This is a genomic window from Streptomyces zaehneri (assembly GCF_032248645.1).
GTDB classification, from domain to species: Bacteria; Actinomycetota; Actinomycetes; order Streptomycetales; family Streptomycetaceae; genus Streptomyces; species Streptomyces coriariae.
Genome location: NZ_JASTTJ010000004.1, coordinates 185327 through 212010, shown reverse-complemented (window position 1 = coordinate 212010; position 26684 = coordinate 185327). Strand labels below are relative to the sequence as shown.

14 protein-coding genes and 1 pseudogene are annotated in these 26684 nt (G+C 67.8%); 8 read left to right on the top strand and 7 right to left on the bottom strand.

Translation table 11 applies throughout. From position 1 onward, the window contains the following. Window positions 1-147 precede the first annotated feature (147 nt). On the top strand, window positions 148-3054 hold the full coding sequence (locus QQM72_RS09340) for a putative dsRNA-binding protein (protein ID WP_314220330.1): 2907 nt from the start codon (window positions 148-150) through the stop codon (window positions 3052-3054). A 321-nt stretch (window positions 3055-3375) separates the two neighbouring features. Continuing rightward, window positions 3376-3585, top strand: a complete 210-nt coding sequence (locus QQM72_RS09335; RefSeq protein ID WP_314220329.1) for a DUF6243 family protein — start codon at window positions 3376-3378, stop codon at window positions 3583-3585. Between the two features lie 284 nt (window positions 3586-3869). Here the strand turns inward: QQM72_RS09335 and QQM72_RS09330 are convergent, their stop codons facing one another. Next, complete coding sequence (locus QQM72_RS09330) at window positions 3870-5075, bottom strand: IS110 family RNA-guided transposase (protein ID WP_314220328.1); 1206 nt, start codon at window positions 5073-5075, stop codon at window positions 3870-3872. Between the two features lie 301 nt (window positions 5076-5376). Between QQM72_RS09330 and QQM72_RS09325 the strand changes: the two genes are divergently transcribed. The 5 genes and pseudogenes from QQM72_RS09325 to QQM72_RS09305 all read left to right on the top strand — a co-directional run bounded on the left by QQM72_RS09325 (window position 5377) and on the right by QQM72_RS09305 (window position 11277). Then, window positions 5377-6429: an IS110 family RNA-guided transposase gene (locus QQM72_RS09325; RefSeq protein WP_314220327.1), complete on the top strand. Its 1053-nt coding sequence runs from the start codon at window positions 5377-5379 to the stop codon at window positions 6427-6429. A gap of 230 nt (window positions 6430-6659) precedes the next feature. Continuing rightward, complete coding sequence (locus tag QQM72_RS09320) at window positions 6660-8150, top strand: DUF4365 domain-containing protein (protein WP_314220326.1); 1491 nt, start codon at window positions 6660-6662, stop codon at window positions 8148-8150. After that, a complete protein-coding gene (locus QQM72_RS09315) occupies window positions 8147-9601 on the top strand; it encodes an argonaute/piwi family protein (protein WP_314220325.1) in 1455 nt (484 codons plus the stop codon). Before QQM72_RS09320 ends, QQM72_RS09315 begins: the two co-directional genes overlap by 4 nt. Window positions 9602-9622: 21 nt before the next feature. Next, a pseudogene (locus QQM72_RS09310) lies at window positions 9623-10171 on the top strand (transposase); the annotation flags it as partial. A gap of 95 nt (window positions 10172-10266) precedes the next feature. Continuing rightward, window positions 10267-11277 carry a hypothetical protein gene (locus QQM72_RS09305; protein WP_314220324.1) on the top strand — a complete coding sequence of 337 codons (1011 nt, stop codon included), beginning with the start codon at window positions 10267-10269 and terminating at the stop codon, window positions 11275-11277. 68 nt (window positions 11278-11345) lie between these two features. On the opposite strand, the gene QQM72_RS40860 is transcribed toward QQM72_RS09305, so the two are convergent. After that, window positions 11346-11639: a hypothetical protein gene (locus QQM72_RS40860; RefSeq protein WP_399076644.1), complete on the bottom strand. Its 294-nt coding sequence runs from the start codon at window positions 11637-11639 to the stop codon at window positions 11346-11348. Window positions 11640-11866: 227 nt separating this feature from the next. Here QQM72_RS40860 and QQM72_RS09300 point away from each other — a divergent pair, with 227 nt between their 5' ends. Then, window positions 11867-12484 (top strand): hypothetical protein, encoded by a 618-nt coding sequence (locus QQM72_RS09300; RefSeq protein WP_314220323.1) that lies wholly within the window; start codon window positions 11867-11869, stop codon window positions 12482-12484. Between the two features lie 255 nt (window positions 12485-12739). Here the strand turns inward: QQM72_RS09300 and drmC are convergent, their stop codons facing one another. Genes drmC through drmD form a run of 5 tightly spaced genes read right to left on the bottom strand, consistent with a single transcriptional unit; the run spans window position 12740 to window position 26522 of the window. Further along, the gene (drmC, locus tag QQM72_RS09295) at window positions 12740-13474 is read right to left on the bottom strand and encodes a DISARM system phospholipase D-like protein DrmC (protein WP_314220322.1); all 735 of its coding nucleotides are present in this window, start codon (window positions 13472-13474) and stop codon (window positions 12740-12742) included. Beyond that, window positions 13467-15500 (bottom strand): DUF1998 domain-containing protein, encoded by a 2034-nt coding sequence (locus QQM72_RS09290; protein WP_314220321.1) that lies wholly within the window; start codon window positions 15498-15500, stop codon window positions 13467-13469. Before QQM72_RS09290 ends, drmC begins: the two co-directional genes overlap by 8 nt. Further along, on the bottom strand, window positions 15497-19255 hold the full coding sequence (gene drmA, locus QQM72_RS09285) for a DISARM system helicase DrmA (RefSeq protein WP_314220320.1): 3759 nt from the start codon (window positions 19253-19255) through the stop codon (window positions 15497-15499). Before drmA ends, QQM72_RS09290 begins: the two co-directional genes overlap by 4 nt. Beyond that, complete coding sequence (locus QQM72_RS09280) at window positions 19252-23292, bottom strand: Eco57I restriction-modification methylase domain-containing protein (RefSeq protein ID WP_314220319.1); 4041 nt, start codon at window positions 23290-23292, stop codon at window positions 19252-19254. The genes drmA and QQM72_RS09280 overlap by 4 nt, the downstream gene beginning before the upstream one ends. Then, on the bottom strand, window positions 23289-26522 hold the full coding sequence (gene drmD, locus QQM72_RS09275) for a DISARM system SNF2-like helicase DrmD (protein ID WP_314220318.1): 3234 nt from the start codon (window positions 26520-26522) through the stop codon (window positions 23289-23291). The genes QQM72_RS09280 and drmD overlap by 4 nt, the downstream gene beginning before the upstream one ends. Window positions 26523-26684 lie beyond the last annotated feature (162 nt).

The following is a 26684-nucleotide window of genomic DNA, read 5'->3' as shown; positions in this document are numbered from 1 at the left end:
CCAAGTCGTGAGGAGCGGCGGGAGGAGGGGACAGCAGGACGGGGGCAGGCCGCCGCCCGTACGCAAGCAGCGGGACAGCGCACCGACGCTACCCGGGAGCGCGTGCCGGGGCAGGGCAGGGCCGCGTCACCCGGCAGGGGGAGGGCCATGAACCGCTGGGTCGGCATCGTGTCGCTGCGCGAGACCGCGCCGCCGACACCCGTGCACCGTATCGCGCTCGCAATTGATGCCGCGCGGAACCGGACGTCGTACCAGCTGGCCGGCCAGACGGTGTCGTACGCGCGGATGCGGTGGGCGCTGCGCACGCTTGGTCAGGAGCATGCGCGCCACAGGGAGTGGGAGCGGTACGCGTATTGCGTCGATCTGGCTGGCGACTTCTTTGATGGCGGTCACCCCCCGACCGGACTGCCCTTTTGGCTCACCAACGAACTTCAGAACCTCCTGGACGGCAGGTCTGGCACACCGCCGACTGTCGGGCGTAAGGCGCAGGCGGCTCCCCGACATACCGTCTCGCGTTCGGCGTCCACCCGCCGGGTCCGGACCACACCCCCGGAAGCCGTCCGCCCGGCACGGCCCGCGCGGTCCACACCGACCGGACAGCGTCCGTCGCCCGAGCCGGTCCGGCCCTACTCCCGCGCCGAACGGCGGCTCGAGGTCCACGACGTCACGTATCCGGCGCTGTGTGAGCCGCCCGTGTCGCTGGTGGGCACGTACGGGCAAGAGGTCCGCGAGGTCGTGGGGAAGGCTGTGCGCGGATGGGACGCCGGCCCCGAGGTCACCGCCTGGCTCGGCCTGGCCGTCGAACACCGCAGTCACCTCTACGAGAGCCACCACGCAGACCAGGTCACACCGCACGTGCTCGGCCTGCTCGACCGGCTCGGCGGCACCGCGCTCGACGTGATCCTGGTCGACGCCTACAGACAATGGGCGAACCCTCGGAAGTCGGCCGAACAGTCAAGCGAACACGCCCGGCGACGCGCCGCCGCCGACCTCGCGCTGGGTACGTGGGTTACCAAGCAGGGGCTGGTGCGCATGGGCGCGGGGGAGGCGCAGCAGCCCGCCAGGTCCGTCTTCGAAGGAGTGGTCCGGCAGATCCTGGGCGTGCTCAGCCTCTGTGGCGAGCACGAGATCGCCCGGAGGCTGGTCGCCTCGGTGTGGCCCGACCTCGACCGTCCGTCGGAGACGCGAGCCGAGCCCGTCGCTCTGGCGCAAACGGCCTTCCACGAGGAAGGACTGACCTACGACTACGACGAGGAGGGCCCGGACCACCGCAAGGTCTTCCGCGCCGCGGTCCGCACCGGAACCGGCCGCACGGCGGAAGGCACCGGCCAGTCCAAGAAGGCAGCGCGGGCGGCTGCGGCACGAGCGCTGCTCGCCGCATACCCGAAAGTGGCCGCGGCGGCCAGCGCCGAGCGAAAGACAGCACCCGCGAACCTGCCTGCCGTGTCGCTGCTGCCCTACGCGCATCCGGGCAACCGGCATAGAGACGCTGTGAGCGACTTGGCGGCCATGTTCGAACTTGGCCATCGCGCGGACGGGCTCCTCGCCCAGGCCCTCACTCATGCCTCCTGGGTCCACGAGAACCAGGCGGCAGCGACCGCCGCCCGCCAGCGCGACAACCAGATCCTCGCCCACCACGGCTCGCACGTGGTGAACCACCTTGCCGCCCACGTCCGCGTCCGCCAGGCCCTCGCGCACTGCCTCACCCCCGGCGAGGACGAGGCGCGCATCCTCACCACCTCTGACGACGACGCCGCCCGGCTCGGTGCGACCCTCCAGCTTGCGGAAGGGCTGCTGACGAGCCGCGGTGAGAGCGGACAGGGCCGCACAGTGGTGTCAGACGCCGCCCAGGCAGTCGTCGCCGCGGCCTGGCGCGTCCACGGGCCTCGGCTGCTTGGGCGCCGACCCGCCATCCTCGACGACTGGCTCTCCGGCCTGGAACACCAGCACGACCCGGTGACCGTCCTCGACGCCATGGCCACCACGTACGGCATCGACTACGAGTACATGTACGACGTCTCGGGGCCAGAGCATCTGAAAAGCTATACCGCCACGATCGGGCTCCGGGACGCTCGGGGCCGGGTCCACCGGTGGAGCGAGCGCCTGCCCGGAACCCCCGGGAAGCCGGAGGCCAAGAAGGCGACCGCCGAGGCCATCCTCGACATCCTCGCCACTCCCATCAACGGTGTCGCCGACGACCTCCCCGCCCCGGAACGGGACCTGCTCATCTTCCTCCTGCGCGCCCAGCTCGATGGCCTCGGCCAGCCGACAGAACGGCAGCGTGCCCGGATACTCTCCCGCGGCGACCTCGGCACCGACCTCCTCACCACCGGCGACACCGAGGCGTTTGTTGCCTGGGCAGAACGCGCCCGTGCCTTGCTCGGGCCGGACGGCACAGCCGTACCGGACGCGCTGCGCGAGCTGTACCCGAAGGTCCTCGACGACACCCGACTCGGGCCTGGATCGCTACTACGCCGTATGGCTGCCGACCCTGGATCCGACGTCGCGAGCGTGGTGCGGCGAAACGCGGCGAACGCCGTACGGCGAGCACTGAGCAGCGGGCCGCAGGCCGCCGCCGTTCGCGACGTCGTGCAGGACTGGTGGCGCGATCAGGCCCCGGCCACCGGCGTCACGGTCCGCGACGACATGCGCCATGAGGTCTTCCGCCCGCTCCCCATCCACCTCGGCGCGTTGGACGAGACCCTGAAGTGGGTCGGCGAAGCCGCCGCGGCGGCCGATACCCGCATCGACGTCGAGCTGACGGTTCAGGACGGCACGCTGCACGTCTGGCTCGGCCTCGACAGGGTGGACGTCCGGGCGGCTTGCGACGATTTCGCCCGCCTGCTGTCGCACACCCTTCCGTACACCGACTGCCTGGTCGGTGACGACCATGTACTGCTGCGCCTGCACGGCGATCTCGAGACAGATCCCCTTCATCCCTTGGCCGCCGCAGGCATGGATGCCTACGCCTCCGGGCCGAGGGGCCGGCGGCGGCTCATTGAGCAAGTCGCTGACGGGCCTGCGGAAGCACAGGACAAGCAGCCGTATTCGTGAGCCCGTAACGCGAGCCGGGCCAGGTTCTTCGCTCCGCTGCAGCGTGGCAAGGGCGTGACAGGAATGGCGCTGCAGAGCGCCTGCTGGGTCTGGAAGGAAGCGGCTGCCCCTGGGCGCTCACCGAAGGCCCGGCCGGCGCCGGGACGGCGAAAAACTTGGTATGCGGAGTTGACGGGACCAGGTAACGTCCTGCTCATGTTCTTCCAGACGCCGATTTACGAGTGAGTGCGTGATGGGCCCCTGCTGACGGCCTTCGACGTCGCCGTGCCCGTTCCCCACCGATGAATCCGTAGATCACTTCACCACATTCCGGGAGAACCCGTGAGCAAGAACATCAACAACCCCGTGGGCATGGGCGGCGGCCAGCGCAAGAAGCTGTCCCGCGCCGAACGGCAGAACAACGGTCCGCACCGCAACCTCGACCGTCAGGGTGCCGCCGACCAGAAGGCGGAGTTGGTGCGCAAGATGCGCGAGAAGGCAGGCACAGCCGACGGCGCCGGGCAGACGGGCGACAACACCACACAGAGCTGACGCACCGCCACCGCAGGGCGGCACCGCACGGGGCAGGGCCCGGACCGCGACACGTGGTCCGGGCCCTGCTGCCGTACCGGGCGCGGCCTGCCCCGCTCAGGTCCCGGCCGAGCACCCGCGTCTCAGCCGACCAACCGGGGCAGCCGCAGATTCAGCAGCCCCGTCACCGTCACCACCCCGAGCTGCACCAGCAGTGTCACAACCAGCGCGAAAATGGTCTCGGCACAGGCATCGTCAGCGGAGCGCTGGATGCGGTCGGGCCTGACTGATGCTCCTATTGCTCGTCAAGCGGCTTGGAGCCAGTCGCGGTAGGCGTGGGCGAGGTCGTCGTCTCGGCGGATTCCGCGTTCGAGGGTGGAGATGGTGGCTGGCCAGACGCCGAAGTTCTGGGCGGCGGCGGTGAGCGTGATGTTCTTCGACTGCCGCAGAGGCCGCAGGTCGGCGATGCCGGGGACGGTGACCGTGGTGGTCAGGCACCGGAACATCTCCCGGGCGATGGCCCGTTTCAGGAGCCGGATGATCTCCTTCTTCGTCCGGCCGGCGGCGATCTGCCGGGCCACGTACTCGCGGGTGCGGGAGTCGCTGGACATGCGGACCAGAGCGATGCGATAGAGGGCCGCGTTGGCCGCCCGGTCACCGCCTCGTGAGAGACGGTGCCGGTTTGTCCGACCGCTGGAGGCCGGGACCGGTGCGACTCCGCACAGGGCGGCGAAGGAAGCCTCGGTCCGCATGCGCTCGGGATTGCCTCCCGCTGTGACCAGGAGCTGGGCTGCGGTGTCGGGCCCCACTCCGTAGGCGGCCCGCAGTCCGGGGTTGTGGACGGTGACCTCGCTGTCCAGGGCCCGGGTCAGTGCCTCGTGCTCGGCGGTCAGCTCTTTGACGCGTCGGGCCAGGCTCTTCAGTGCGGCGAGGACCGCGGCGTGGACGGCGTCCCCGCACGGCCGGAGCCGGGCCAGGATGTCAGTGCGGTCCGTTCCTTTCAGATGCCCGTACTTGGCGCGGATGGCGTCGGGGGCGGTGATGAGGATGTGACCGATCTGGTTCAGAGCAGCGGTGCGTGCCTTCACGGCGGAGCGGGCGGCGTTGTGCAGAGCACGTATGCCGGCGACAGTGTCGTCCTTGGGTGCACCGCAGGCCCGTCCGGACAGGGCGGCGGCGTAGGCGTCGATGGGGTCGGACTTTCCGATGCGACGGCGTTCGGCCCGATCAGGCCGGTTGACCTCGACGACCTGGTGCCCGTGCGAGCGCGCGGCGCGGGTGAAGCCGGCGCCGTAGGAGGAAGTGCCCTCCACCCCGATCGCGATCACGTGGCCGTGGGCGGTCACAAAGGCCAGGGCCGCGGCGTATCCGGCGGCGGTAGTGGTGAACTCGGCGTCGGCGAGGTGGCCGCCGTTGTCGCTGATGACCGCGACATGGAGGGTGTCGGCGTGGGAGTCGACCCCGCCGAACACATCCTGCTCTGCTGTGTCGTCTACGACCGCTGATGTCATGCTGATGACGCCTTCCCAGCCGAAGGTGGGCGCCGGCCGGGTGGCGCAGACAGGACATCGAGGGGGCTTCTGGCCAAGCTCCTGACTTGTTCAATCGAGCCCAGATGCTCGGTCTGCAGCCGTAGCGTCCAGGGTGTCGGTCGGCACGGGCCCGCAGTGCTTCTTGCCGCCTTCGGGCTGGCTCACTGATAGCGTGCCGCCGCCAGCCGACACCCGCGCGGTGTGGCTCGACAGAGGCATGAAGGTGACACGGTGACTTCAAGTCAGGGTGCCCACCGCACTCCCCTTCCCGTCTCATCGAGTGCGAGGCCAGAAGCCTGTGATCCTGATCGGCATCGATCCCCACAAGTCGTCCCACACCGCCGTCGCTGTCGACGCCACGGGCCACCAGGTGGCCCAGCGCCGGTTCGTCGTCAACGCCGGTACCTTCCGTCAGCTGATGCGCTGGTGCGAGCAGTGGCCCGATCGTCGCTTCGCTGTCGAAGGTGCCGGCGGCCTGGGCCGCTCGCTCGCCCAACAGCTGGCCGCCGGTGGCGAGAACGTGGTCGACGTGCCCTCCACGCTCTCGGCCCGGGCCCGGCTGCTGGCCACCGGCGGCGACCGCAAGACCGATGCCAAGGATGCTCTCCACGTCGCCCAGGTCGCTCTGTTCCGCCACGACCTGCGCCCCGTGGTCCAGGAGGACCAGACCACGATCCTGCGGCTGCTGACCGAGCGCCGGGACGACCTGGTCCACGAGCGCACCCGCGTCCTCAACCGACTCCACGCCGTCCTTCGCGATCTCCTGCCCGGCGGAGCACCCACCGGCCTGTCGGCTGAGAAAGCCGCCGCTTTGATGAAGGGGATCCGGCCAGCCACGGCCACCGACAACTGTCGCCGGGACATAGCCCGCGACCTGCTGGCCGACCTCCGCCGACTGGACCGGCAGGTCAAGGACTACGAAGCCGAGATGCGCGAGGCGTTGGCCGCGACCCGCACCACGCTCACCAGCCTGCCGGGCCTGGGCACCGTGCTGGCTGCCAAGGTTCTCGGGCACGTCGGCGACGTCACCCGTTTCCCCACCGAGCACCACTTCGCCAGCTACACCGGCAGCGCACCCCTGGACGCTTCCAGCGGCAACAACGTCCGCCACCGGCTCAACACCGGCGGCAACCGCGCGCTGAATTCGGTTCTGCACACCATCGCCGTCTGCCAGATCCGCGACGGCGGACGCGGGCAGGACTACTACCTCCGCAAGATCAGCGAAGGGAAGACACCGTCCGAAGCCCGCAGAGCCCTGAAGCGACGCCTGTCCAACGTGGTCTACCGGATCATGAAACGCGACCAACAGAACCACCTCGCTCAAGCCGCTTGACACACAGAGGCGCTATCAGGTCATGTTCCGCCCGGCCGGAGCCATGAGAACAGGTCCCGGCGGCCGGACAGAACAGTGGCAAGACAGCCCAACAGGGCGTCAGTCAGTGGCAGAGCCACGACCACCGGAACCTGAGTATCAGCATCGATGTCAGTGGTGCCCCATACCCTGAATGAGCACCTCGGCCGGCTACTTGCCGACGGGTCGTGTCCAGCAAGGAGGATGAGGCGATGGCTGATCGCAAGACGGTGACGCGCCAGACGTTCATCGGTGAGAAAGGTATCGCCCTGATCGAACGACGCTGCCTAGAGATGGGCCACCTCTTCCATCCCCGGCGCGTCGATCACGGCATCGACGGACACATAGATCTGGTCGACCCCGACAGCCGTGCCGTGCTGAACCTGACCCTGCTGGTCCAGAGCAAAGCGCAGGACCGACGCTTCTCTGGCGAGACGGACGACGGCTTCCACTACCTCTGCGACCAGCGCGATCTTGATCACTGGCTGTCCGGCAACTCGCCGGTCATCCTGGTCTTTTCCCACCCCGAGAGTCATGAGGCGTGGTGGGTGGAGGTCAAGGCGGCGTTCCCGGACGCGGTCAGCCGTGCTGCCCGCCGCGTGGACATCGACAAGCACACCCAGCGCTTCGACCGGGACGCCGCCCAGGCACTGCTGCGCCTGGCGATGCCGCATACGACGGGCCTGTACCTGCGGCCCGCGCCGATCACCGAAGTGCTGACCACGAACCTGCTGCCCGTCATCGAGATGCCGCCGACCGTGCATCTGGCCCCGACGGCCTTCACTGACTACCGCGCGGCCGGTGGCGCACTGGAGACGCAGGGCCGGCGTGAGTCCGGCTGGATCCTGCGGGACAACCTGGTCCTGTCGTTCCACGACCTGCGGAACTCGCCTCTGCGGGTGCTCTGCGACGGAGATCCCGAGCGGCACGAGACCAGAGAGTGGGCGGACAGCGAAGACCTCGACACCCAGCACCGCTTCGCTGACCTGCTCTCCCGGACCGTTCAGGGCTCCTATCCGGAACTGCGGTGGCACAAGAACCGCAAGCACATGCACTTTCGCGCGACCTCGCACCTGGGGCCCCGCAAGGCGGGCAAGGGACCCGGATCACGCGGCCGGACCGTGTTCGGTCCGCACACCTCGAAGGCCGACCCACAGCGCGTCGGCTACTACCACCATGCCGCACTGCGCACGAGATTCCGGCGCCTGGACGGTGTCTGGTACTGCCAGCTGGAACCGGACTACTGCTTCACCACCGACGGGTACACCGAATACCCTTTCGCCGACCGGCTCCTGGCGGGGATCAAACGTCTCGACCGGCATCCGGCGGTCCGAGGCTGGACCCGCATGTGGGCCAACTACCTGCGCCAGGACGCCGACTTGTTCACGGAAGCACGGCCCGTCCGGTTCGGCGAGCTGGCCACCATGACAGTCGAGCGCGGTATCGACGACCTGTTGTGGGGGCCGGCGCCGTCCGGGGCCGCACCCGAGGACGACCAGGGCCCGTCCGCCGGAGGGCAGGAATGTCTGGACGCTGTACTGGCTGCCGCGGATGCGGACACCCAGGATCTCCTCAGCCTGCTCCAGGACGGCGAGAGCGACGAGGGCGCTCCTCGGCGAAGAAGCCCTGGAAGCAAAGCCAGGTCTGCAGGACTGCGGACGCCCCGTCAGGGACGGGCGAGTGGTGCGAGGCGAGGCCGGTGATCAGCTCGGTGATCCTTGACGAACCAGAACTGGAATTCGGCGGAGCGGCCCGGCACATCGATCCACGGTTCGGGATCACGAACTACGGTCCCGCCGATCTCGGCGTGGCCGACGCGCCCAGGGCGATCCGCGTCGGCCTGGTCGGTCCTGCGGACCAACTCGACGGGCTGCGCCGATGGCTAGAGCGCTGCCGGGAACCCATAGCGGCCAAGGACGAGAAGTACCCGCATCTCTTCCCGGAATTCCCCGGCTGCGACACCGACCGCGGTCTGCACACCACCCTTGTCTTCAGCGACCGCAACACGCGGGCGATCAGCAGCCGCGACCTGCGCGCCATCGAGACCGCCGGCCAGCCGGCAGCCCTGACCAAGGCCGTGAGCATTTACGCGGAAGAGATCAGGACCCTGGCTGACGAGAACCGTGTCGACGTCCTCCTGGTCGCCAGACCCGAGCAGCTCATCGACACCGCCAGCCGATCAGCCCGCGGCCCGAAGGAGCCCGACGAGCTTCCAGCCCGGGACACGCTCAACGAGCCGCCCCCGGCTCAGTTCGCCAACTTCCACGACCTGCTCAAAGCCCGGCTGCTGCACCTGCGCCAGCCCATCCAGATCATCCGACGCAGCACCTGGGACGAAGCCACCCGGCCTCCCGAGGGCCACAGTCGCCAGGACGAGGCCAGCCGGGCCTGGAACCTGCACGTCGCCCTCTACTACAAGGCCGGTGGAGTCCCGTGGCGCCTCCTGCGCAGTCCCGCTGACCTCACGACCTGCTACGTCGGTGTCGCCTTCTACCGCAGCGACGACGGGAGCTCTCTGAGCACCTCCGTCGCGCAGGTATTCAACGAACGCGGGGACGGCGTGATCGTGCGCGGAGGGCCGGCGAGGATCAGCCGCACCGACCACCAGCCCCACCTGGCCCGCGCCGACGCGCACGCCCTCCTGGTCCACGCCCTGGGCGCCTACCGGCGCGAGCACCACACCGCACCCGCGCGCATCGTGCTGCACAAGACCTCGGCCTTCACCGACGACGAGGCAGGCGGCTTCCAAGACGCCGCGGACGAACGGTTCATCGACACGCTGGAGATGAGCTGGATCACCAGCAGCGAAGGAGCCGCAGCCTTCCGTCCCGGAGACGCACCGCCCCTGCGCGGCACCCTCGTCACCCTCGGCGAACGCGAACTCGCGCTGTACGCCACCGGCAGCATCGAGTTCTACCGCACCTACCCCGGCATGTACATTCCGCGCCCGATCGGCATCAGGCCCGTAACCCCCACCCGCAACCCCCGCGAACTGGCAGCCGAAGTCCTCGCCCTTACCAAGATGAACTGGAACCAGACCCGCCTCGACGGGCGCCTCCCCGTCACCCTGCGCACGGCCAACCAGGTCAAATCCGTCCTGCGCTTCTGCCCGCCCGACCACGCTGTCGCCACCCGCTACGCCCACTACATGTAGTCAGCCGACCCGGCGATTCGCTTTCCGCTGGCCGGGCCCGCACGCCGATCCGTTCCGGCGCGTCGCACGCCCGTGGTGCGGGTGCGCGGCCGGTCCTGGCGGGCTGGTCGATCGCCGCCATGTGCTGCTACCGGCCGGGCGACTCCTCCCGGTTGATCTACCGGCCACGCAAGCACCGGGGTGCAGTACGCAACAGCCTCGCTGGGACCGACTGCCGCGACTTGGTCCTGCGCCCCACATCCAGCTCAAAGCCCCTATCGTCCTGATCTGGGACGAGCTCAACACCCACTGGTCCGCCGGGATGCGCGAGTACGCGAGCAAACTCGACTGGTTCGCTATCGCCCAATTACCCTCCTATGCACCGGATCTGAAACCGGTGGAGGTGTCTGGCCGCTGTTAAGGCGCGGTCCGCTGGCCAACACCGCCTTCACCGACGACGACCATCCCGAACGCACCCTCCGCTGGGGTCTGCGTCATATTCAGCTCCGCCCAGACCTGAGCGGCGGGTGCCTTGCCGGCACTGGACTCAAGCTCACGCATCAGCCGACAACACTCCAAAGAGTTCAGTGACTCAGACACCAGGGGACAAGTAACTCGCTGGTACTGGTCAGGGCCGTCACGCTCCGCCCATACGATCGACCCCACACGGACATTGAGGGGGATGCATGAACCCGATAGCGCGGAGCCCGTTTGGCCCTGCAGCGGAGCAGCACTGCAACATCAAGGCCCATGCTGAGCTGCTGTTGCTCGACGAGAACGTTAAGAACCTGTCCAAGGCACTCGTGCAGGAATACAGGAAGGAGACCGCGAAGTACCAGCACCTTGCTGAAATAGAAAGGGACGCGCGCCGCGAGGCCGAGATTAGGGCAAGGTCCTACGCCAAAGTGATCGACCAGCATGATGACCTCAAAGCGAAACTCGAATCGATGATCCCTGACTTGGTGCAGGAAGTGCAGCACCTGCCGAAGGAACCCGAGGTCCCTGAGTTGGAAGCTCAGCTCAGGGCGGCGGAGAAGGAGCGGGACAGCCTCGCCGAGCTGCTCAGAGCTGCAGAGGAGGAGCGAGACGCAGCCCTACGCGCCCGTGACGCTGCCCACGCACGCCTGCGACCCCGGCAGGCGGACGGCATTGTGGAGGGAGACGCGGAGGCCCTCCAGCTGAGGTTGGATGCACCCACCCTTCGCGGCGTCCTCGAACAAGCGAAGCGCTACTGCACGCTGCTCGTGATCACCGCTGACCCTGACGAGGCCGAGCGGCTGGAGCACCATCAAAAGGCGTCGCTCTGGAGGGATCGCCTTGCAGACGCCCTCGCGATGATCCAGGCGTACGCCGAAGATAAGAATCTGACCAGGGCGCGCGGCCGCGGGGCGGGCCCTGACTTCGCCAATCTGAGGGCATACTGCGGCAGCCGTCCATCCCCGTTGCTCTCACCAGTCAAGGTGATTCTGAACGAGGGGAAGTTCGCCAGCAGCAGCCCTCGCGGCAAGGCTGACAGGAGACTCCGGGTCCCCGAGGATATTGACCCGGCGGGATACGCGGCAATGCTGGAACACATCCGCATCGGCGACGGAGCGCCACCTGCACCCCGCTTGCACTACCTCGATGACACGGATCAAAGCGGCCTGATCGTCGTGGGATTCTTCGGTGAACACCTGCACAACGCCAGCACCAACTAGCAGGGGAGACCAGAAAAACAGGCCCCGAACTCCCCTCTGTCCCCAAACGCAAGGTAGCCGTCAGGGACTCAGCGAGCGGGATCTGCGATTTCGGCTGGCGGGGCACAGTCTTCCTGTCGAGATGTCCGTAGGCCGAGGACCAGGGCACTCCGAACAGGTATGCGATCTGCTGGACGGTCTTCTCCCGAGCGTCGTAGAGCTGCTGGGCGAGCTTGGCCTGGTGGGGAGTGAACTGGGCTCGGGCTCCCGGACCGGCCGCGGGCCCTCGCGGAGGCGAGCCCGTCGTTGGTGTTCGCCACGATCAGCTTGCGCTGGGGTCCGGCGAGCACGGACAACATCCCGAAAATCGCCTGCCCTTCCATAGTGGAGATGACGATGCTGCCCTGCTCGATGACGTGCAGAACCCGCCAGCCCGCTCGCTGGGCTGGACCCGCGATCGGCATTCGACCACGCGCGCGGAAGCTGGTGGACGTATGTGGGCGGCGCCGCCCGGCCATGCTGGAAGGCCGGAGGCAGGGCCAACGAGAGCGAGTCGGTGTCAGAGGCGTCGCCGATACTCGGATGGTTTATCAGGTGAGAGGGTGCCGGTGTGAAGGAGTTGCAGAACGGCATAACCCGCCTACTGCCTGACGTGGTCAAGGCGGAGATTGAACCAGAGAGCTGTCCGACCTGGTTGCGGCGGCCAGGGCGGACCGAGTGCGTCGGCATGTGGGAGACGGTCGCGGCCATCTACGGCGCGCTCACTGGACTGGTCCTGCCGGAGCAGGCCCCTTCTCGCGAGCGGCGGAGCCTGGACGTCCTGCTGACCTACGAGAACGGGCAGCAGCAGATCCTGGAGGTTGACGAGAAGCAGCACTTCACCGCAGCCCGCGCTCTGACGCTGGAGTACTACCCGGCAGGCGTGAAGCTCGGCTTCGACGCCTCTCGATGGTTGGCCCGCTCGCAGGCTCTGACCGGGCGTGAACCCGGCGGCGGCTTCGGCAAGTCAAAGCCGCCGTTGTTCCCTGGCGAGGGCGGGCGCCATCGGCAACGCGCCTTCAGGGACGCACTGGCGGATCTGCTGCCGCCCGTGCACGACTGGCTCCCGACCATCCGGATCAGCGATACGGAGGTCACCGCCATCACCGCTGCACCGGATCCGGTCTCGTCGCTCAGGACACTGCTTGGTGAACGCGGGGTACCGGCTGCGTGTCTCGCCTCTGAGTGAGACGGCGCGGCGGCCCCCGCCGTTCAATGGCAGAAGCGAAGCGCCCGGCCAGCTCATCTGATGGCCGGGCGCACTGCTGCCGCCCTTGAGACGACGAAGCCCGCCGAAAAACTCCGGCGGGGCGTCTGCGCACGGCGGGCTACGACGGCGTGCAGTGTCCGGCGAGGGCACCGTTGTTTGTTGGCGATGCAGCTCGGGTGGGTTGGCGACGCCTGGTTCTCACAGAGAGGCTCCGGAAGGCCGCTCTGCGAGACGTCAGGAAATCCGTTCGTACAGGGCGCCCTCCGCCTCGCGCAGCTCGCGCTCGACGGCTTCGGCGAGGTTCGGGTTGTCGATGAGGACGCCGAACTCGACGTTGTTGTTCTCCGCGCTCCAGGAGAAGTTCGCGCTGGTCACCAGGAGAAGATGGTGATCGATGGCGAGGAACTTGGCGTGGTTGCGGACGTATGTGCCGTCGAACTGCTTGGTTCGCCAGACCTCGGCCGGCGCTAGGTGCGCAGCGACTTCTGCAGTCGTCGGGGACCGTTGCTGTCCGACGCCGTCCGCGGCCCGGGCGTCCATATAGACGCGGACGGCGATGTCGTCACGCTGTGCGGCTTCTCGTAATGACTTCCAAAGCGCTGAAGTCCGTTGGAAGTTGAAGGTTGAGCACGTGATTGCGTGGCGTGCGCTGTCCACGAGGCGGGTCACCGAGGTGGTGAGCGGCCCGCTCTGGACGAGGTGTCCGGGCATGGTCCAGAGCGGTGACAAAGTGGTCGGCAGAGCCCGTGCCCCCTCGATTGCGCGCAGGGCCAGGACCTGTTGGTGCCTTGGCCCGGTGCCGCTGGCAACCGCCTCCAGAAGGCGTCGGACCTCTGCCCGCTGGCCGACCGCGACGACCTTGAGCGCTGCGGTGAGGGTGTCACCGTCGGCGAGCCGGTCCGCTATGCCTTTGGCCTCGGTCCCGGTGAGGAGTTGGCCAAGGCGTCGTGGCGCGTCCGCCTCACTCATGGACCTGGAAGAACCCGAGGTTGCTGCCGGGCAGGTCGAGGAGGAAGCGGCGGTCGAGGAAACGGTTGGCGCGTTCGCAGGAGGTCTCCGAGGCCATGACACAGCAATGGCAGGCGGCACCGTGGAGGAAGTCCTCAGGGTCCTGCGGGGTGCGCTTCGAGCAGATGGGGTCGGAGGAGCAGCGGGCGGCCTTGCGTAGCGCGCTGTCGACGACCCTTTGGAGGCGGGAAGGCTCGCTGAGCTGGACGAGGCCGCCGAGGGTGCCGTCGCTGTCGGAGGCGGTTGTGCAGATCAGAAGGCCGGCCGACGGGTCTCGGCCCTCCGCGGCGGGCCAGGCGTAGAGGCGTTCGCTGAGACTTGCCGCCGAGTAGCCGCAGGTGAGGGCGAGTTCACGGATCAAGATGTGGGCGAATGTGTGGACGAGCCAGTAGCGCGGGGGCTTCAGGCGGGTGTCGGGGTCGACCTGGTCGGCGGTGTCGGAGAAGCGGCGTCTGAAGTTTCTGACGTGTGCCTCGCGGTGGAACTTCCACATGTCGGTGTCGAGGACGCGTTTTTCCCATGCGGCGACTGCGTTCTCGTCGAGCTGGAGGAAGATGCCTTCGCCCCGGTCCTCGGTTGCTACGGTCCAGGCCGGTCGTGGTGTACGGGTCAGTGGGGCCAGGCGGCGCGGGAGATCGCCGACGCGGTCCATGTCATCAATGCGGGTGAAGCCGACCAAGGCATTCACCTTGCGGAGACGTTCGACCGCGAGGACGCGGGTGATCTCCGGCTGCAGGGTCTCGCCTCGCTCGCGGGTGGCGAGGGTGAGGCCGCTCTTGGGGTCCTCGACGCGGGTGCCGACGATGTCGCGCAGCAAGTAACGCCATTCAGGGACGAGAAGGTCGACCGGATCCCAGTCGCGGAGCTTCTCTTCCTGCTCCTCCGGAGTGTCGGTGGGTGCGGAGGCGGCCTGAAGGACTTGTTCCAGGTCGTGGTCAGACAGGCCGGTTACGTCTACGCCGCCGTCCATCCCCAGCAGGTCCCTGATCAGGTCGAGGCTGGCGCGGTACTTGGCGAGCTTGTCGCCGAGCGCGGTGCGGACCCGGTCGGCCAGGTCGCTGGCCTTTTCTTCCTGGGACTCCGGCATGACGATGATCGACTGGGTGGCCGGGAACCACAGGTTGGAGGCCCCGACGAGCATCAGCCGGGTGTCGTTGCCGCACCCCCTGGGCTCGAAGGCGTCCAGGTGCGGGTGACGTCCGCGACACTTCGGCAGTTTCGCCTTGCCGGCCTCGCCCTGTGCCTCGTTCATCGGGCGCCGCAAGTCGCAGGATGCGCACTGGATGACGGCCGAGGCACCCTTCCCGGCCGTCCGGTCGACCATCTTCAGGGCGGGCAGTTCTGCCTTGCTGCATGGCTGCCCGCGGTGCACCCACAGGTCGTACGGGAACTCGTCCAGGTGCCCATCGACGCAGGCCAGCAGATAACGGGCCGGGATGGCGGTGCGCCGCATCGGCCTGCGGGTGCGGCCACCCGCGCGCCCCGTGCACTTGGCATGTTCGAAGACGGCCAGGTCGGTGCGGAAGGGATGCGTATTGCGGTAGTCGAACTGGGCGAGCAACCCGAGCATGTCGCAGCCAGTGCACCGCAGCCACTGCGGGAAGACCCGGGACGGGACCCCGAGGTCGTTGCCCTCGGCGGACCGGCTGTGCTTCTTCGGCTGCCAGGGATACGGCCTCAGCTGGACGTCGGGGGAGCGCAGCATCATACGGACCACGTCACGGAGCCGTGGGGCATGGATCTGAGGAGGCGCGGAGTCACGCCGCTGCCAGATGCGATCCCACTCGTCCAAGCCAGTGGGCATGATCGTGAACTGCGGCAAGTCCATGATCGCGCCGGGACCGTAGGTGTACAGCAGGGAGGAGGGGCGGGCTGAGCCGACCTTGGCGCGGTTGTGCTTGGTGGCCTTCTCTGCCTCCTGCTCCAGATCACCCAGCGGGTCGACGGCGTGAGCGACGTCGTAGACGAACCGCGTCTCGTCACTCATGAACTCTCCTCCGGCATCTGCCACTTCGGGGCATAGTCAGGTGCTCGGTACACCAGTCGTTCCTTGATGGGGCTCACCAGCAAGTTGATCTCTGGCTGTACCTCACGCATCGAGTTCGCCACGATGAACGGCGGCGCGTCTCGTGTGTCAAGGCCCGCCTTCGCGTTCTCCGCGCTCATCATCAGGGCATCGTGCCGACTGTCGTCCAGAACCCTCTCGTACACCAGTGACTTACGCAGCTCTACGAGGTGCTTGCGCCGCTTGCCCCACTGGTCGAGCCGGTTCTCCAAGCGCAGGCGGGCGCGGTTTGCCGCGTCCTCGTCACCGGCCCGAGCGATTCGGCGCACAAGGGCGTCGATGAGCTCACCGGCGAAGTGCTGCTCGGCCTCGATACGGGCCGCACCGTCCTCCGGGGACAGCCCTTGGCCGGGGCCGGCCTTTGCGGCCTGCAGAACCCTGGCCGCGCTGACCAGCACCCCGTCCAGGCCGCGTTCCAGTGAGGTCACCGAGAAGGGAGTCACGGACAGTGCTTCGACCTGCGCGTAGAACGTCTCGTGATAGTGGCGGAACTGCTCGAAGTGGGCGAGGTCCCTGGGCCGCGCCCAGTTCCCCAGAGCGAGGACTAGGCCCGGCCGGTCTGCGGCCCGGCCGACGCGGGAGGACGCCTGGATGTACTCGGCCGTGTTTTTCGGCTGGCCGACTACGAGCATCAGACCAAGCCGGGTCACGTCGACGCCCACCTGCAGCATGGAGGTGGCCAGTACCACGTCGTACGGGTTCACATCGCGCGTGGGCTCAGGCTTCTTCGCCTCCCGCAACGCGCGCCGGTTCCGCTTGCCCGCGGTGGAGTCGAAACCTGGATCGAACGACGCCGCCATCTGGTCGAGGGTCGCGGTGATGTCGGCGCTGGCCACACGTGACGTCAGCTCGGCGACGTGCAGCGACCCGTAGTTGGTACCCGTGCGGCGGGGCAGCTTCGACCAGGGGCGGCCCTTGGCGAGCGCCGTCTGGATGTCGTCGCTCATATACCGTGCCATGCCGGCCAATTCACGGGTAGCGCTGAAGTAGCCGACCAGACTCATGTACGGATCGGCCGCGCTGCCGGAGCGGTCAAGAAGCAGTTGCCCGGCCGCCATGAGAACCTCGGCAACCCGGATCTCCGCCGTGGTCAAGCGGACCCCGGTCGTACTGATCCCGACGTACCGGCGACCCGGCTTGTCCTCGGAGACCGGGATCTCCTTGGAGAAGAAAGTGTTCCCGGCATCCAGGACCTGCGGCGGGAAGATAGTGACGTCCCGCCCGTACAACGCACGTACCTGGTCGGACGCGTTGCGTGCGGTGGCGGTGGAGGCGACAAGGAGCGGACGAACCGGGCGCCCGTCCTTCGTACGCCAGTCGGTCATCACGTCGATGGCCACCTCAAACAGGCCCACCGTGGTGCCAAGGGCTCCCGTGATCAGGTGAAGCTCGTCCTGGATGACCAGATCCGGGGGCCGGAGCCGGGTGGCCGGGTGCACGGGAGCGGCTGGGTGGCCGTCCTTCTTGGGGTGCTTGCTGCCGTCCTTGATGTCGCACTGCTGATAGTCAGGATGGACGAAATCATGCCGCTCGCAGCGCCGTGAGACATGCCCGAAAAGCGAGGCCGCCTCGCCCTCCCGCGCCAGGCGGGCGAACTTGTCCACGGTGGCGATGACGAACGCTGGCGCGAGCCGGTAGATTTCCTCGTCGACCGTAAGGACCGGCAGCCCGTCAGGGACCTCGCCGCCGTCGGAGAACGGGCACTCGGCCAGCTCGTCACCGCAGTACACGTACACCCGACGCAGCGCGGGCTCCGTACGCACATCCCGCGCCTCGACCCGCGTCCCGCACCACGGGCAGCGCTGGATCTGCAGCACCGTCAGCCGATACCCGCGGCCCCCGTGGGCCTTCTGCAACTGCTCGGCAGCCTCGTCATACCGCTTCGGGCTCACATCGGTACCGACCCACAGCCCGATCCGGAACGGCTCGTCTCCCCAGGTCGCCATATCATCGCGCCGCGCCATCTCCGCTGCGCACACCAGGGCGGTGGCGCGCTGGAACTGCTGGGCGGTGAGCAGACGCAACGTGTACCGCATGAGAACGGCCACCCCGGACCGTCCGTCCAATGGCCCCTCAAAGGCATCCACGACGCCTTGGCGGCGCCGGATCGCGAACGTGTACGCGGCCAGACCCAGATACGCCTCCGTCTTGCCACCACCGGTCGGGAAGAACAGCAGCTGCGCCTTGGCCAGATCCCCCGACCGCTTCTCGGTCGCCGGGTCGGACAGCAACGGCAACTGCATGAGCACGAAGGCGAGCTGGAAGGTACGCCACGAATGCGCCAGTGCCCCCTTCTCCGCGAGGATTGCCTCGCGAGCCTCGTCGATGCTCTCCTCCGGCCGACTCGCCCGCCGCTCCGCGACCTGCGACTGCACACGCTGATCGGCCATCACCCGGTTCATGAACCGGAAGCAGCGCAACGCCTCCTCGTCCCCGAGGAGATGCTTCAGGCCCTCCTCAAGCTGGCGCTGCACCCGACGCGCCTCGGTGACCGCGTCCAAACCCTCGGACCGCAGATGCTGCGGAAGAGCCTTGGCCCGCTGCTCCTCGCCGTCCAGCCAGGCTGTATAACCCGCGACGATCGGCTCAAGGCCCGTACGCAGCTCGTCGGTCGACGCTTCCTGGAGCTTGCGCATGTCCAGCAGGGCCGCGCCGATCTCCTCGGCGGCCGTCTGAGGCGTCTCACTCACCGGCAGCCATGTCGTCCAGACCTCGCTGGCCCTGCGCGCTCCCTCGGCTACCTTCCAGTCCACCGAGCAGGTCCGGCCATGGGCGAACTCCAGACGGTTGCGGTACTGAAGCCGCAGTCGCCGCAGTTCGTCGTCCGGCTCCTCGCGGGTGTCGAGGAGTACGTCATTGACCGGCAGGAAAACCTCAGCGCCACCGGCCGACACCGATAGCTTGGTCTGGTACAGCCACGCCTCGACCGGGATTTTGCGAGGCGTCTCCCGGTCGTTGCACAGCGCCACCTCGATCAGCCGGCAGTCACGCTCGGAGTCGTCGTAACGATCCACCCTAAGAAGGATCTTGTCCTTGAGCGCGATCTCGGTCGTACGGGACGGCTTCAGGTCGGCAACCTTGATCACCTTCGCAATAACGTGCGGGGTGCGCTGAAAACGACGGAGAGCCGGCGCGGGTGCCGTGCCCTCGCCCCCGCCGTCTTCAGTGCCCTCGCCACGCTTCTCCTTCACCGGCTCGTACGTGCCCCACGAGGCGGTCACCGTGAACTCATCGAGATGGTCAGGGATCTGGAAGCGCAGCCCCATCGACGCCGGGATCATCAGCCCACGCTTCTGCGGCTGGTCCTCGACCTCGTCCTCGTCCGAACTCGCGCTGCTGTCGTCGACGGCGGTGAGCGGCACGCCCCGGCTCTCGACAGCGTCCACCGCGTCGCCCACGTCGGTCGCAGCGTCGTCCGATCCAGCCTCGCCGGGGTCGTCCTGGCCGGAGGTGAGCCGCACGGGCGCGATCCGGCCGATCAGGTACGCCGAGTCAGGGACCCCGTCGAGGATCTCGTCCGGACCGTTGGCCGGGCCGAGGAGCTCACGCTCCAGGATGTCGACCAGGTTTTCGCGGGCCGTCCAGGAACGGCCATCGGGTTCGAGGGCGAGACGGTAGGCCGGGGCCTGGGGGGTGCCGGCTGCGGGCGGGGTGCTGCTGCGCCGCGGGGTGGTCACTCGTAGTCCTCCTCGTCCTCGATGCCCTCATTCTTGCCGGGGGGACTGACAACGCCCTGCGAGGCGGCGCGGCGATGGTTCTCTTCGAGGAGGCGGTCGAGGACCTCCACTCGGGCAGCGGGGCTCACCGTCCAGCGTTGCATCTGGCGGTATGTGTGGAAGCCATGGCCCAGAGGGAGGTCGTCCCAGCCGTAGGCGGCCATGACGGCTCGGTCAAGCTCAACGTGGATCTCGCGGAGCCGGGCTACATCGGGATCGGCAGAGTCGGAGATAGCGGGATCGTTGACCAAATTGTAGAGCTTGGTGAGGCCGAGGTTGCGGCGGAGCATGATCTCACGTCGGTTGATGTCGAGAGTGCTTCCAACGTCAGTAAGCCGATCTGCAAGTCTCGGGCGAGGAAACGTACCGAACACATCTGACGGCGTGTAACGAGGGTCGTTCCTCATACCTGATCCGTACTTGATGGCCCAGGTTTGATGGAGCGACGAAGACAGCACCGCTTGATCGGCGAATGAGTCCGTAGCGAAGACTCCCAGCATGTGACTGAATACCTGCCCCGCGGGCACTTGAATTGGCACCACGGATTTACTCGTCAAAGCGATCACAAGTACCTTGTCGAGGTGGCGGATCGCCTCCCGCATTCCAGGGGCCTGCTCTGCAAACAGCCACCAACGCTCGCGTCGAACCTTACGATTGTTTGTCGCTCGTACCGGCTTTACGCGCTCGAGCACCCGTTGATATGGCAACTCGTACATTTTTGCCTGCTCCTCAGACATGCCGGTGAAGTCGATGATCCAGCGCGCAGGCGAGGCATCTGGCCGTGAATTGAGGTTCTCACCATTGAGGTACGGATATAGAACTCTTGCGTTCGCAGGGGATGCCTCGATCCAGGCTTTTGCCTCCTCGGGATCCAGCACGAATCCCAGCCCATCGACCTTGCAGCCGTTGTACGCAATCCCTTCGTTCTCCGCAAGTGGATATGGGGTGCCGTCTACACGTCCGCCCGCCTCCAACAGAGTGGAAATTCGGGCGACTTCGACGTCCTCCTCACCCTCCGCGACCACCCGTGTCGCAGCCGAGTCAACGACGGCCCGCGTACCCCACACTGCCGCGTACTCCAGGTTTGCGCTGGCTGCAGGCCAGGATCGACTCTGGATGGCGCGGGTGATCGTGAACTTAGCCATCGCTAGCTGGTCGAGGCCGACCTGTCGAGTGTCGCCCTGCGCGATCGTGTTCGTCGCGATTAGCCCCAGCCCTCCACGGCGGGTGAGCATGGCGTATGCCCGCAGAAAGAAGTACGCAGCCAGATCTCCGTTGCCCTTCTTCCCGTTGGCAAGGACGCTGACGAGCCAATCCCGGATGTTAGTCCCCATGGATCCAGTGATTTTTGATCCGCCCAGGAACGGCGGGTTCCCGATCACCGCATCGAACCCGCCCCGCTCCATGACATCCGGCACCGCCAGAATCCAGTGCAGCGGCTTCCATCGCTCGTAGTCCGTCGTCACCGTCGGTGTGAGCCCGGCTTCCTTGATGTCGTCGAGCATCACCCGGTCTGTCTCCCCGCCCCCGGCGGGGTACGCGCTCTCCACCGCGATCCGCAGATCCTCGTACGCCGCCTTCAGCTGCTTGCTGGGCTTTCCGCCCCATCGCAGCGCGGCCGCTACTACCCCATCCGCGACGTCGGCGAGCTGCGCCGTCAGCTCCTGGTACCTGCGCCACTGCCGCCGCTTGGTAGCGGCCGAGCGCTGCGGGTCGCTGTCGTCGACCTCGGTGGCGAGCTGGCGGCGCAGACGGCTGGCCTGGCCCAGGATGTCATCCACGTCCAGGGCGAAGATGCTGAACTGGTTGCCGGCCGCGGCGGGGTTGATGTGGAGGCGGCGCAGCTGGTCGGCGTCGGTCAGGCCGAGCAGGGCGTTGCCGTGCAGGACCTTGTCGTCGACGAAGGAGAATGGGAGCTTCGGGTCCAGCGACACCAGCCAGAGCGACAGCTTGCACATCTCCACGGCCATGCCGTTGATGTCGGCGCCGTACAGGCAGGTCGCGACGACGGTCCTTATCGCGTGGACGTGCAGGTCGTGCGGTGTCCTTCCGTACGCCACGCCCTCGCGTTGCCATGCCTCGACGAGCCGGTCGGCGAGGTAGCGCGCCGCGGCGACGAGGAAGGCGCCGGACCCGCAGGCGATGTCGGCGATGCGTAGGTCGAGGATCTGGTCGGAATCGATGGGCCGCCACGCGTCCTGGTCTGCGGTCTGGTGTGGTCCGGGCGAGTAGACGAGAGGTTCCAGCGCGTACCGAACGACCTCCTCGGCCAGAGAGCGGGGCGTGTAGTGCGCGCCGGCCGAGGCGCGCGAGGGGGTCTCCACCAGCAGAACGCCGCCGGGCTCGACCACCAGCGGGCGGTTGCGCAGATCGCGGCGGATGATGCCAATGAACGGGCGCAGCCGGTCGCGCAGGTCCGGGTCGGCGGTGACGTCGCGCAGGGCGATCTCGGCGTCATCAAGCATCTCGCCCGCCTTCAGCGCCTTGGTGAGAGCGGCCTTGCTGGACGGCTTCGCAGCCGGCTGATGCTGCTTGGTCCAGGCGAGGATCGCGTCGGCCAGCGCGGTCTCGGTGCGCTTGGCCTGGCTGAGTTCTTCGAGGGCGGCGAGGGGGATCTCGGGTTCGGATCCCGCGCTGCCGGTGAGGCCGACGATGATCTCTTCGGCGGGTTCGCAGGAGTAGCCGAGCAGGCCCTCGTAGATGTAGCCGATCTGTTCGACGTCGATGTCGCGGAAGGAGATCCGTCGTGCTCCGCCGGGCAGCTGGGCGATCTGGACGGCGCGCAGGACTTCGAGCATGACGCGGTCGCTGACCGTGATGGCCAGGGTGTCCTGGGAGTCGCAGGCGGTGAGGAAGGGGAAGCGGGCCGGGTCGAAGAGGGAGCCGCCGTACTCGGGCAGGCGCAGGTCCTCGAAGCTCGCGCCCCGGTACAGGGCCTGGGAGGTGGCCAGGAGCCGGTGCCAGGTCAGGAACGTGGCGTCGAGGGCCTGTTCGCCTTCCTCCTTCTCGCGGGCGTCGAGGAGGTCGAGTTCGTCGCTGATGCCGTATCCCATGGCGAAAAGGCGGCTCTGGGGCAGTAGTCCGCGTTCTTCGGCGAAGAGGAGGAAGACGACGCGCATCATGACAGTGACGGCGGCCTCGTAGACCTCGCCCCTTGCCGTCGGCAGCGGGTCGGGCTCGCCGCGTCGCTGTGCGTCCAGGGCGCCTTCGGACAGGGCCTGGACGATGAGTTCGACAGCGCGGCGGACCTGGGTGCCGAGCGCTTCGGTGATCTTCTCCGCAGCGGTGACGGACTCGCCGAAGAGCTCGGTCAGCCGGTCCTGCTGCTTGCCACCGACAAGGCGGCGGCGCTGGAGGAGCTCGATGAAGGCGTTGCGGGTCTGGGGCTCTTCGATCCAGGTCTGGGCGTCGACGATGCCGGAGGCGACCATGGTCTGCGGTCGGGCGCTGACGATCGCCCACCAGCGGCCGTCGGTGACAACGCCGATGGGGACGTCGGAGGCACGCAGCAGCTCCTCCATGCGGTCGATGGGGCTGGCCGACCAGCCGTCGGTGAGTGGGTCGCGCAGGGAGTCCGTAGGGTCGGTGACCAGGACGAGGGCCCCGGTCGTGTCTCCGTGGACGAGGGCACCGTCGGCGCGCACGGTGACGGTGTAATCGGGTGAGTGGACCTCGGCTGCGGCTGGGGCGGGCACGGTGTAGGAGGCGCCCCACCGCAGCCCGTGGCGCAGGACGAGGTCGACCCAGGTGTCGCGGGCCTCGCGGTACAGGTCGAGGGCGGCTTCGTCGCCCGGGTGCTCGTCCCAGTTCTCCCATGCCTTCTCGAAGGCGGGCTTGGCGTCCTTGATGGCGTCGAGCGCCCGGGAGTCGGGCTGGGGGATGCCTTCGCGGTAGACGCGTTCCAGGGCGGGGATGGCGAGGAAGGGGCCGTCGGTGTCGACGAGTTCGAGCCAGGCGCGGTGCAGGTCGGCGGCGGTCGGGGGGTAGCGGCGGCTCATGCCTTGACCATTCCGTTCTTCGCGTCTTCGGGGGTGAGGGCGAACACGACCGCGGCGGCGGACACATAGGGCCTGATGTCGCTGTAGCGCTCCTGGATCGAGGCGATCTCGCGCGCTTCCTCGTCGTCCAGGCTGTCCAGGCGCTCGTTCATGTGGTGCAGGTCCCGGCGTCGCTGCTTCTGCTGGTCGTCGGTGAACAGCAGCTCTTCCTCGGCGCGGATGGCCTGCTCCAGGCGGTCACGGGACTCGCGCAGGTTGAGCCGGAAGGCGCCGAAGATTTCGTGGGCGCGCTTGATGTCGGCGTCCCGGCGCTGGGTGAGCGCCTCGGTGACCTTCTCCTGACGGCTGGCGCTCTTGCGTTCCATCGCGGTCAGCAGGCGTGTACGCAGCCGGGAACCGTCGTCGTTCCACTGCTCGGCGAGGTGAGCACGCACCTTCTCATCGGCGAGGAGCAGATCAGCGGAGTCGAGGGTCTCGTCGAGGACCTGCTCGACCTTGGACTCGGCAAGGGCCTGACCACGCAGCCGGACGCCAGTGAGGAACACCTCCTCGTGCAGGCGCAGCCCGCCCCGTCCGACCAGGACGAGCCGGGAGACGGCGGCGACACAGGACTCGGGGAGGCCGGGGGCGATGACGGCGGTGACCCGGTGTACGGGGGAGTCCGTGCTGAACAGCGCGGAGCGCAAGGTGCGGGTGGCGCGCTGCATGAGGGCGTGCCCGAGGTGGATATGGACGAGGTCGGTGCGCTTCTGGGCCGCCTGGTCGTCAAAGGTGATAGGGCGCGGGACACCCGGCTCCAGGCGGGTGTCCAGGCCACGCAAGGCCGGCTGCCAGGAGCGGCCGAGGTTCGGAATCTCGAAGACCTGTGCCTCGGTGCGGTCGTCGCCAATCTCGACGAGCGGGGGCTGGGAGGTGAGGGTAAGCGCGGTGTCCACGACCCGGCGGGCGTTGGCGGGCGTGAGATGCATGGCGGCTTTGTGCTCGTTGTACGTCTCCGACAGCCGGGTGAGCTGGCGGTTCAGCTCCATCCCGCCGGCCAGCACGCGGGTGATCACCTCGTTGCCGTCGTCCGGGGCCGTGAGCCGGGACTTGCGCGCCGTACGAGTGGGAGCGAAGTGCTCCTGCACTTCGGCGTCGATGACCTGGTTGACCTTGCCGAGGTCCTGGGTGGCCCGCCCGACCTTGGTCGCGATGATCCCCATGAACTTCATGTCCGCGTCGTATGTCGTGGAGCCGGAGACCGGTACGAAGTGGAAGATCTTCGGGACCTCCGTCTGTCCGTACCGGTCGATTCGGCCGATGCGCTGCTCCAGACGGGACGGGTTGAAGGGAATGTCGAAGTTGACCAGGCGATGGCAGTGGGCCTGCAGGTCGATGCCCTCGCCGGCGGAGTCGGTGGCGAGCAAAACGCGGACCGGGTGCTTGTCCGGGCTCTCGGTGAAACGGGCGCGAATCTTCTCCCGCTCCTCGGTCGGGGTCGAACCCTGGATGACCTCCAGCACGTCCTTGTAGCCGCGCTGCCGCAGGACGCGTTCGATCCATTCAAGGGTGGCCGCGTACTCCGTGAACACCACGACGCGTTCGTTGGTCCAGTGGGTGCCGTCCGGCCGGCAGACGGCGTTGAGGAAGGTCAGCAGTTCTTCCAGCCGCGAGTCCGGCTTGTGTTCGTACCTGCGCCCCCACTCGATGAGTGAGGCGATCTCGCTACGGGTGGCCGCGACCAGAGGGTCCGAGCCCTTGGAGTGACGCAGCGCAGTGAACTCGGGGTGCTCGGCAGCACCCTCCTCCTCGTCCGACTGACCGCTGCCCAGCACCTCCGTGTAGTACTCGTCTTCGTCGTCCACCCGCAGCTGGCGGTCACCGCCATCCGCGCCCTCATAAAGCTCAAGGGTGCGGGCGAACGACCAAGGGCTGGACAGGAAGCGCTTCTTCAACAGCATCGCGACGATGTCGCCGCCCGATCCCTTACCGTTCGCCCGGGCGCTTTCCGCCAGCAACCGTTCCAGTCGCGCGAACTGCTGCTGCTCCTCCTCCACCGGCGTGAAGGGGAGAGTCTTCAGCTCCCGGGTTTTGAACCCCTTTCCTGGAAGGTCGGTTTTCAGCCACCGCACCATCACCTCCTTTAGGGCACGCTCATCAATGTCCGCACCGCGTGTGAACCGGCGGCTGTCGATCATTTCCAACAGGGCGGTGAACGACTCCGAGTAGCCGTTGTGCGGCGTCGCGCTCAAGAACAGCCGGTGCTCGCACGCCTCCGCAAGCTTCATCGTTGCGGTGGTCCGCTTGCTGTCCACCGCGTAGCCGCGCTGCCCTGGCGCCGTCGTCGGGCTGGCCGGCGCCACATGGTGCGCCTCGTCGACCACCAGCACGTCGAACGCGTAGCGCTTGGCCGTGCCCGCGCTGCGTACATCGGCCAGAACGTCGCGCAGCAGGCGTTGCGCCCGCAGTGACGGCAGCCACGCCATGCTCACGATCACGCGTGGGAAGAGCCGGAACGGGTTGGCGTTCAGCCCGTGGCTCCGCCGCACCTTCGCCATCAGCTCACTGTTGACGATCACGAAGTCGAGGCCGAACTTCTCCCGCATCTCGTCCTGCCACTTCAACGACAGACTCGGCGGGCAGACGATCACCACGGACCGCGCACGGTGCCGCAGCAGCAGTTCCTGCACGACGAGCCCGGCCTCGATGGTCTTGCCCAGGCCGACATCGTCCGCGAGCAGCAGGTTCGTACGCGACGACTGCAGGGCCCGGCTCAGCGGCACCAGCTGGTACGCCTCCACATTCGCGCCGCTGCGGAAGGGGGCCTGATAGGAGTTCGCGTCCGCCGAGGTGACCGCGCCCCAGCGGACTGCGTCCACGAACGCGGCGAGCGTGTTCGGATCGTCGAACGCTTCCGCCCGCACGGTCTCCGGCAGCCCCTGGTCCGGCGCGACGGTGTGCCCGACCTCCAGCTCCCAGACCACCGTCAGCTCCTGCCCGAGCCGGTCCTCGTCCAGCGACTGCAGGCTGACCACATGTGTAAGGCCCGGCACGCCCTCATCTGCGGGGCTACGTGGAAGCCCCTGCTTACGGACATCAGACACGGCCCAGGTCGAGCCCCGGACCTTGACGACCTGCCCGGGCTCCGGGACCGGTGGAAGGGCAGTCGCGCTCCCGGTACTGCTCGCTGATCCCTGCGGATGCTCCGTAGCGGTCGCCACCTGGGCAGACTCCTTCACCGATGCCGTCATTGCCGGACTGAGATCCCCTTTGCGCTTCACGCCGCCACGAGGCGCTGGAGGATCACGAAAGCACCAGTATCTACGACCGTGGGTGCGGCCTGCTTCGAGTCGCGCGAACTCGCTGACAGCGCTGGTCAGCCGGGTGCAGGAGTGCCCCTACAGACTGTCCCG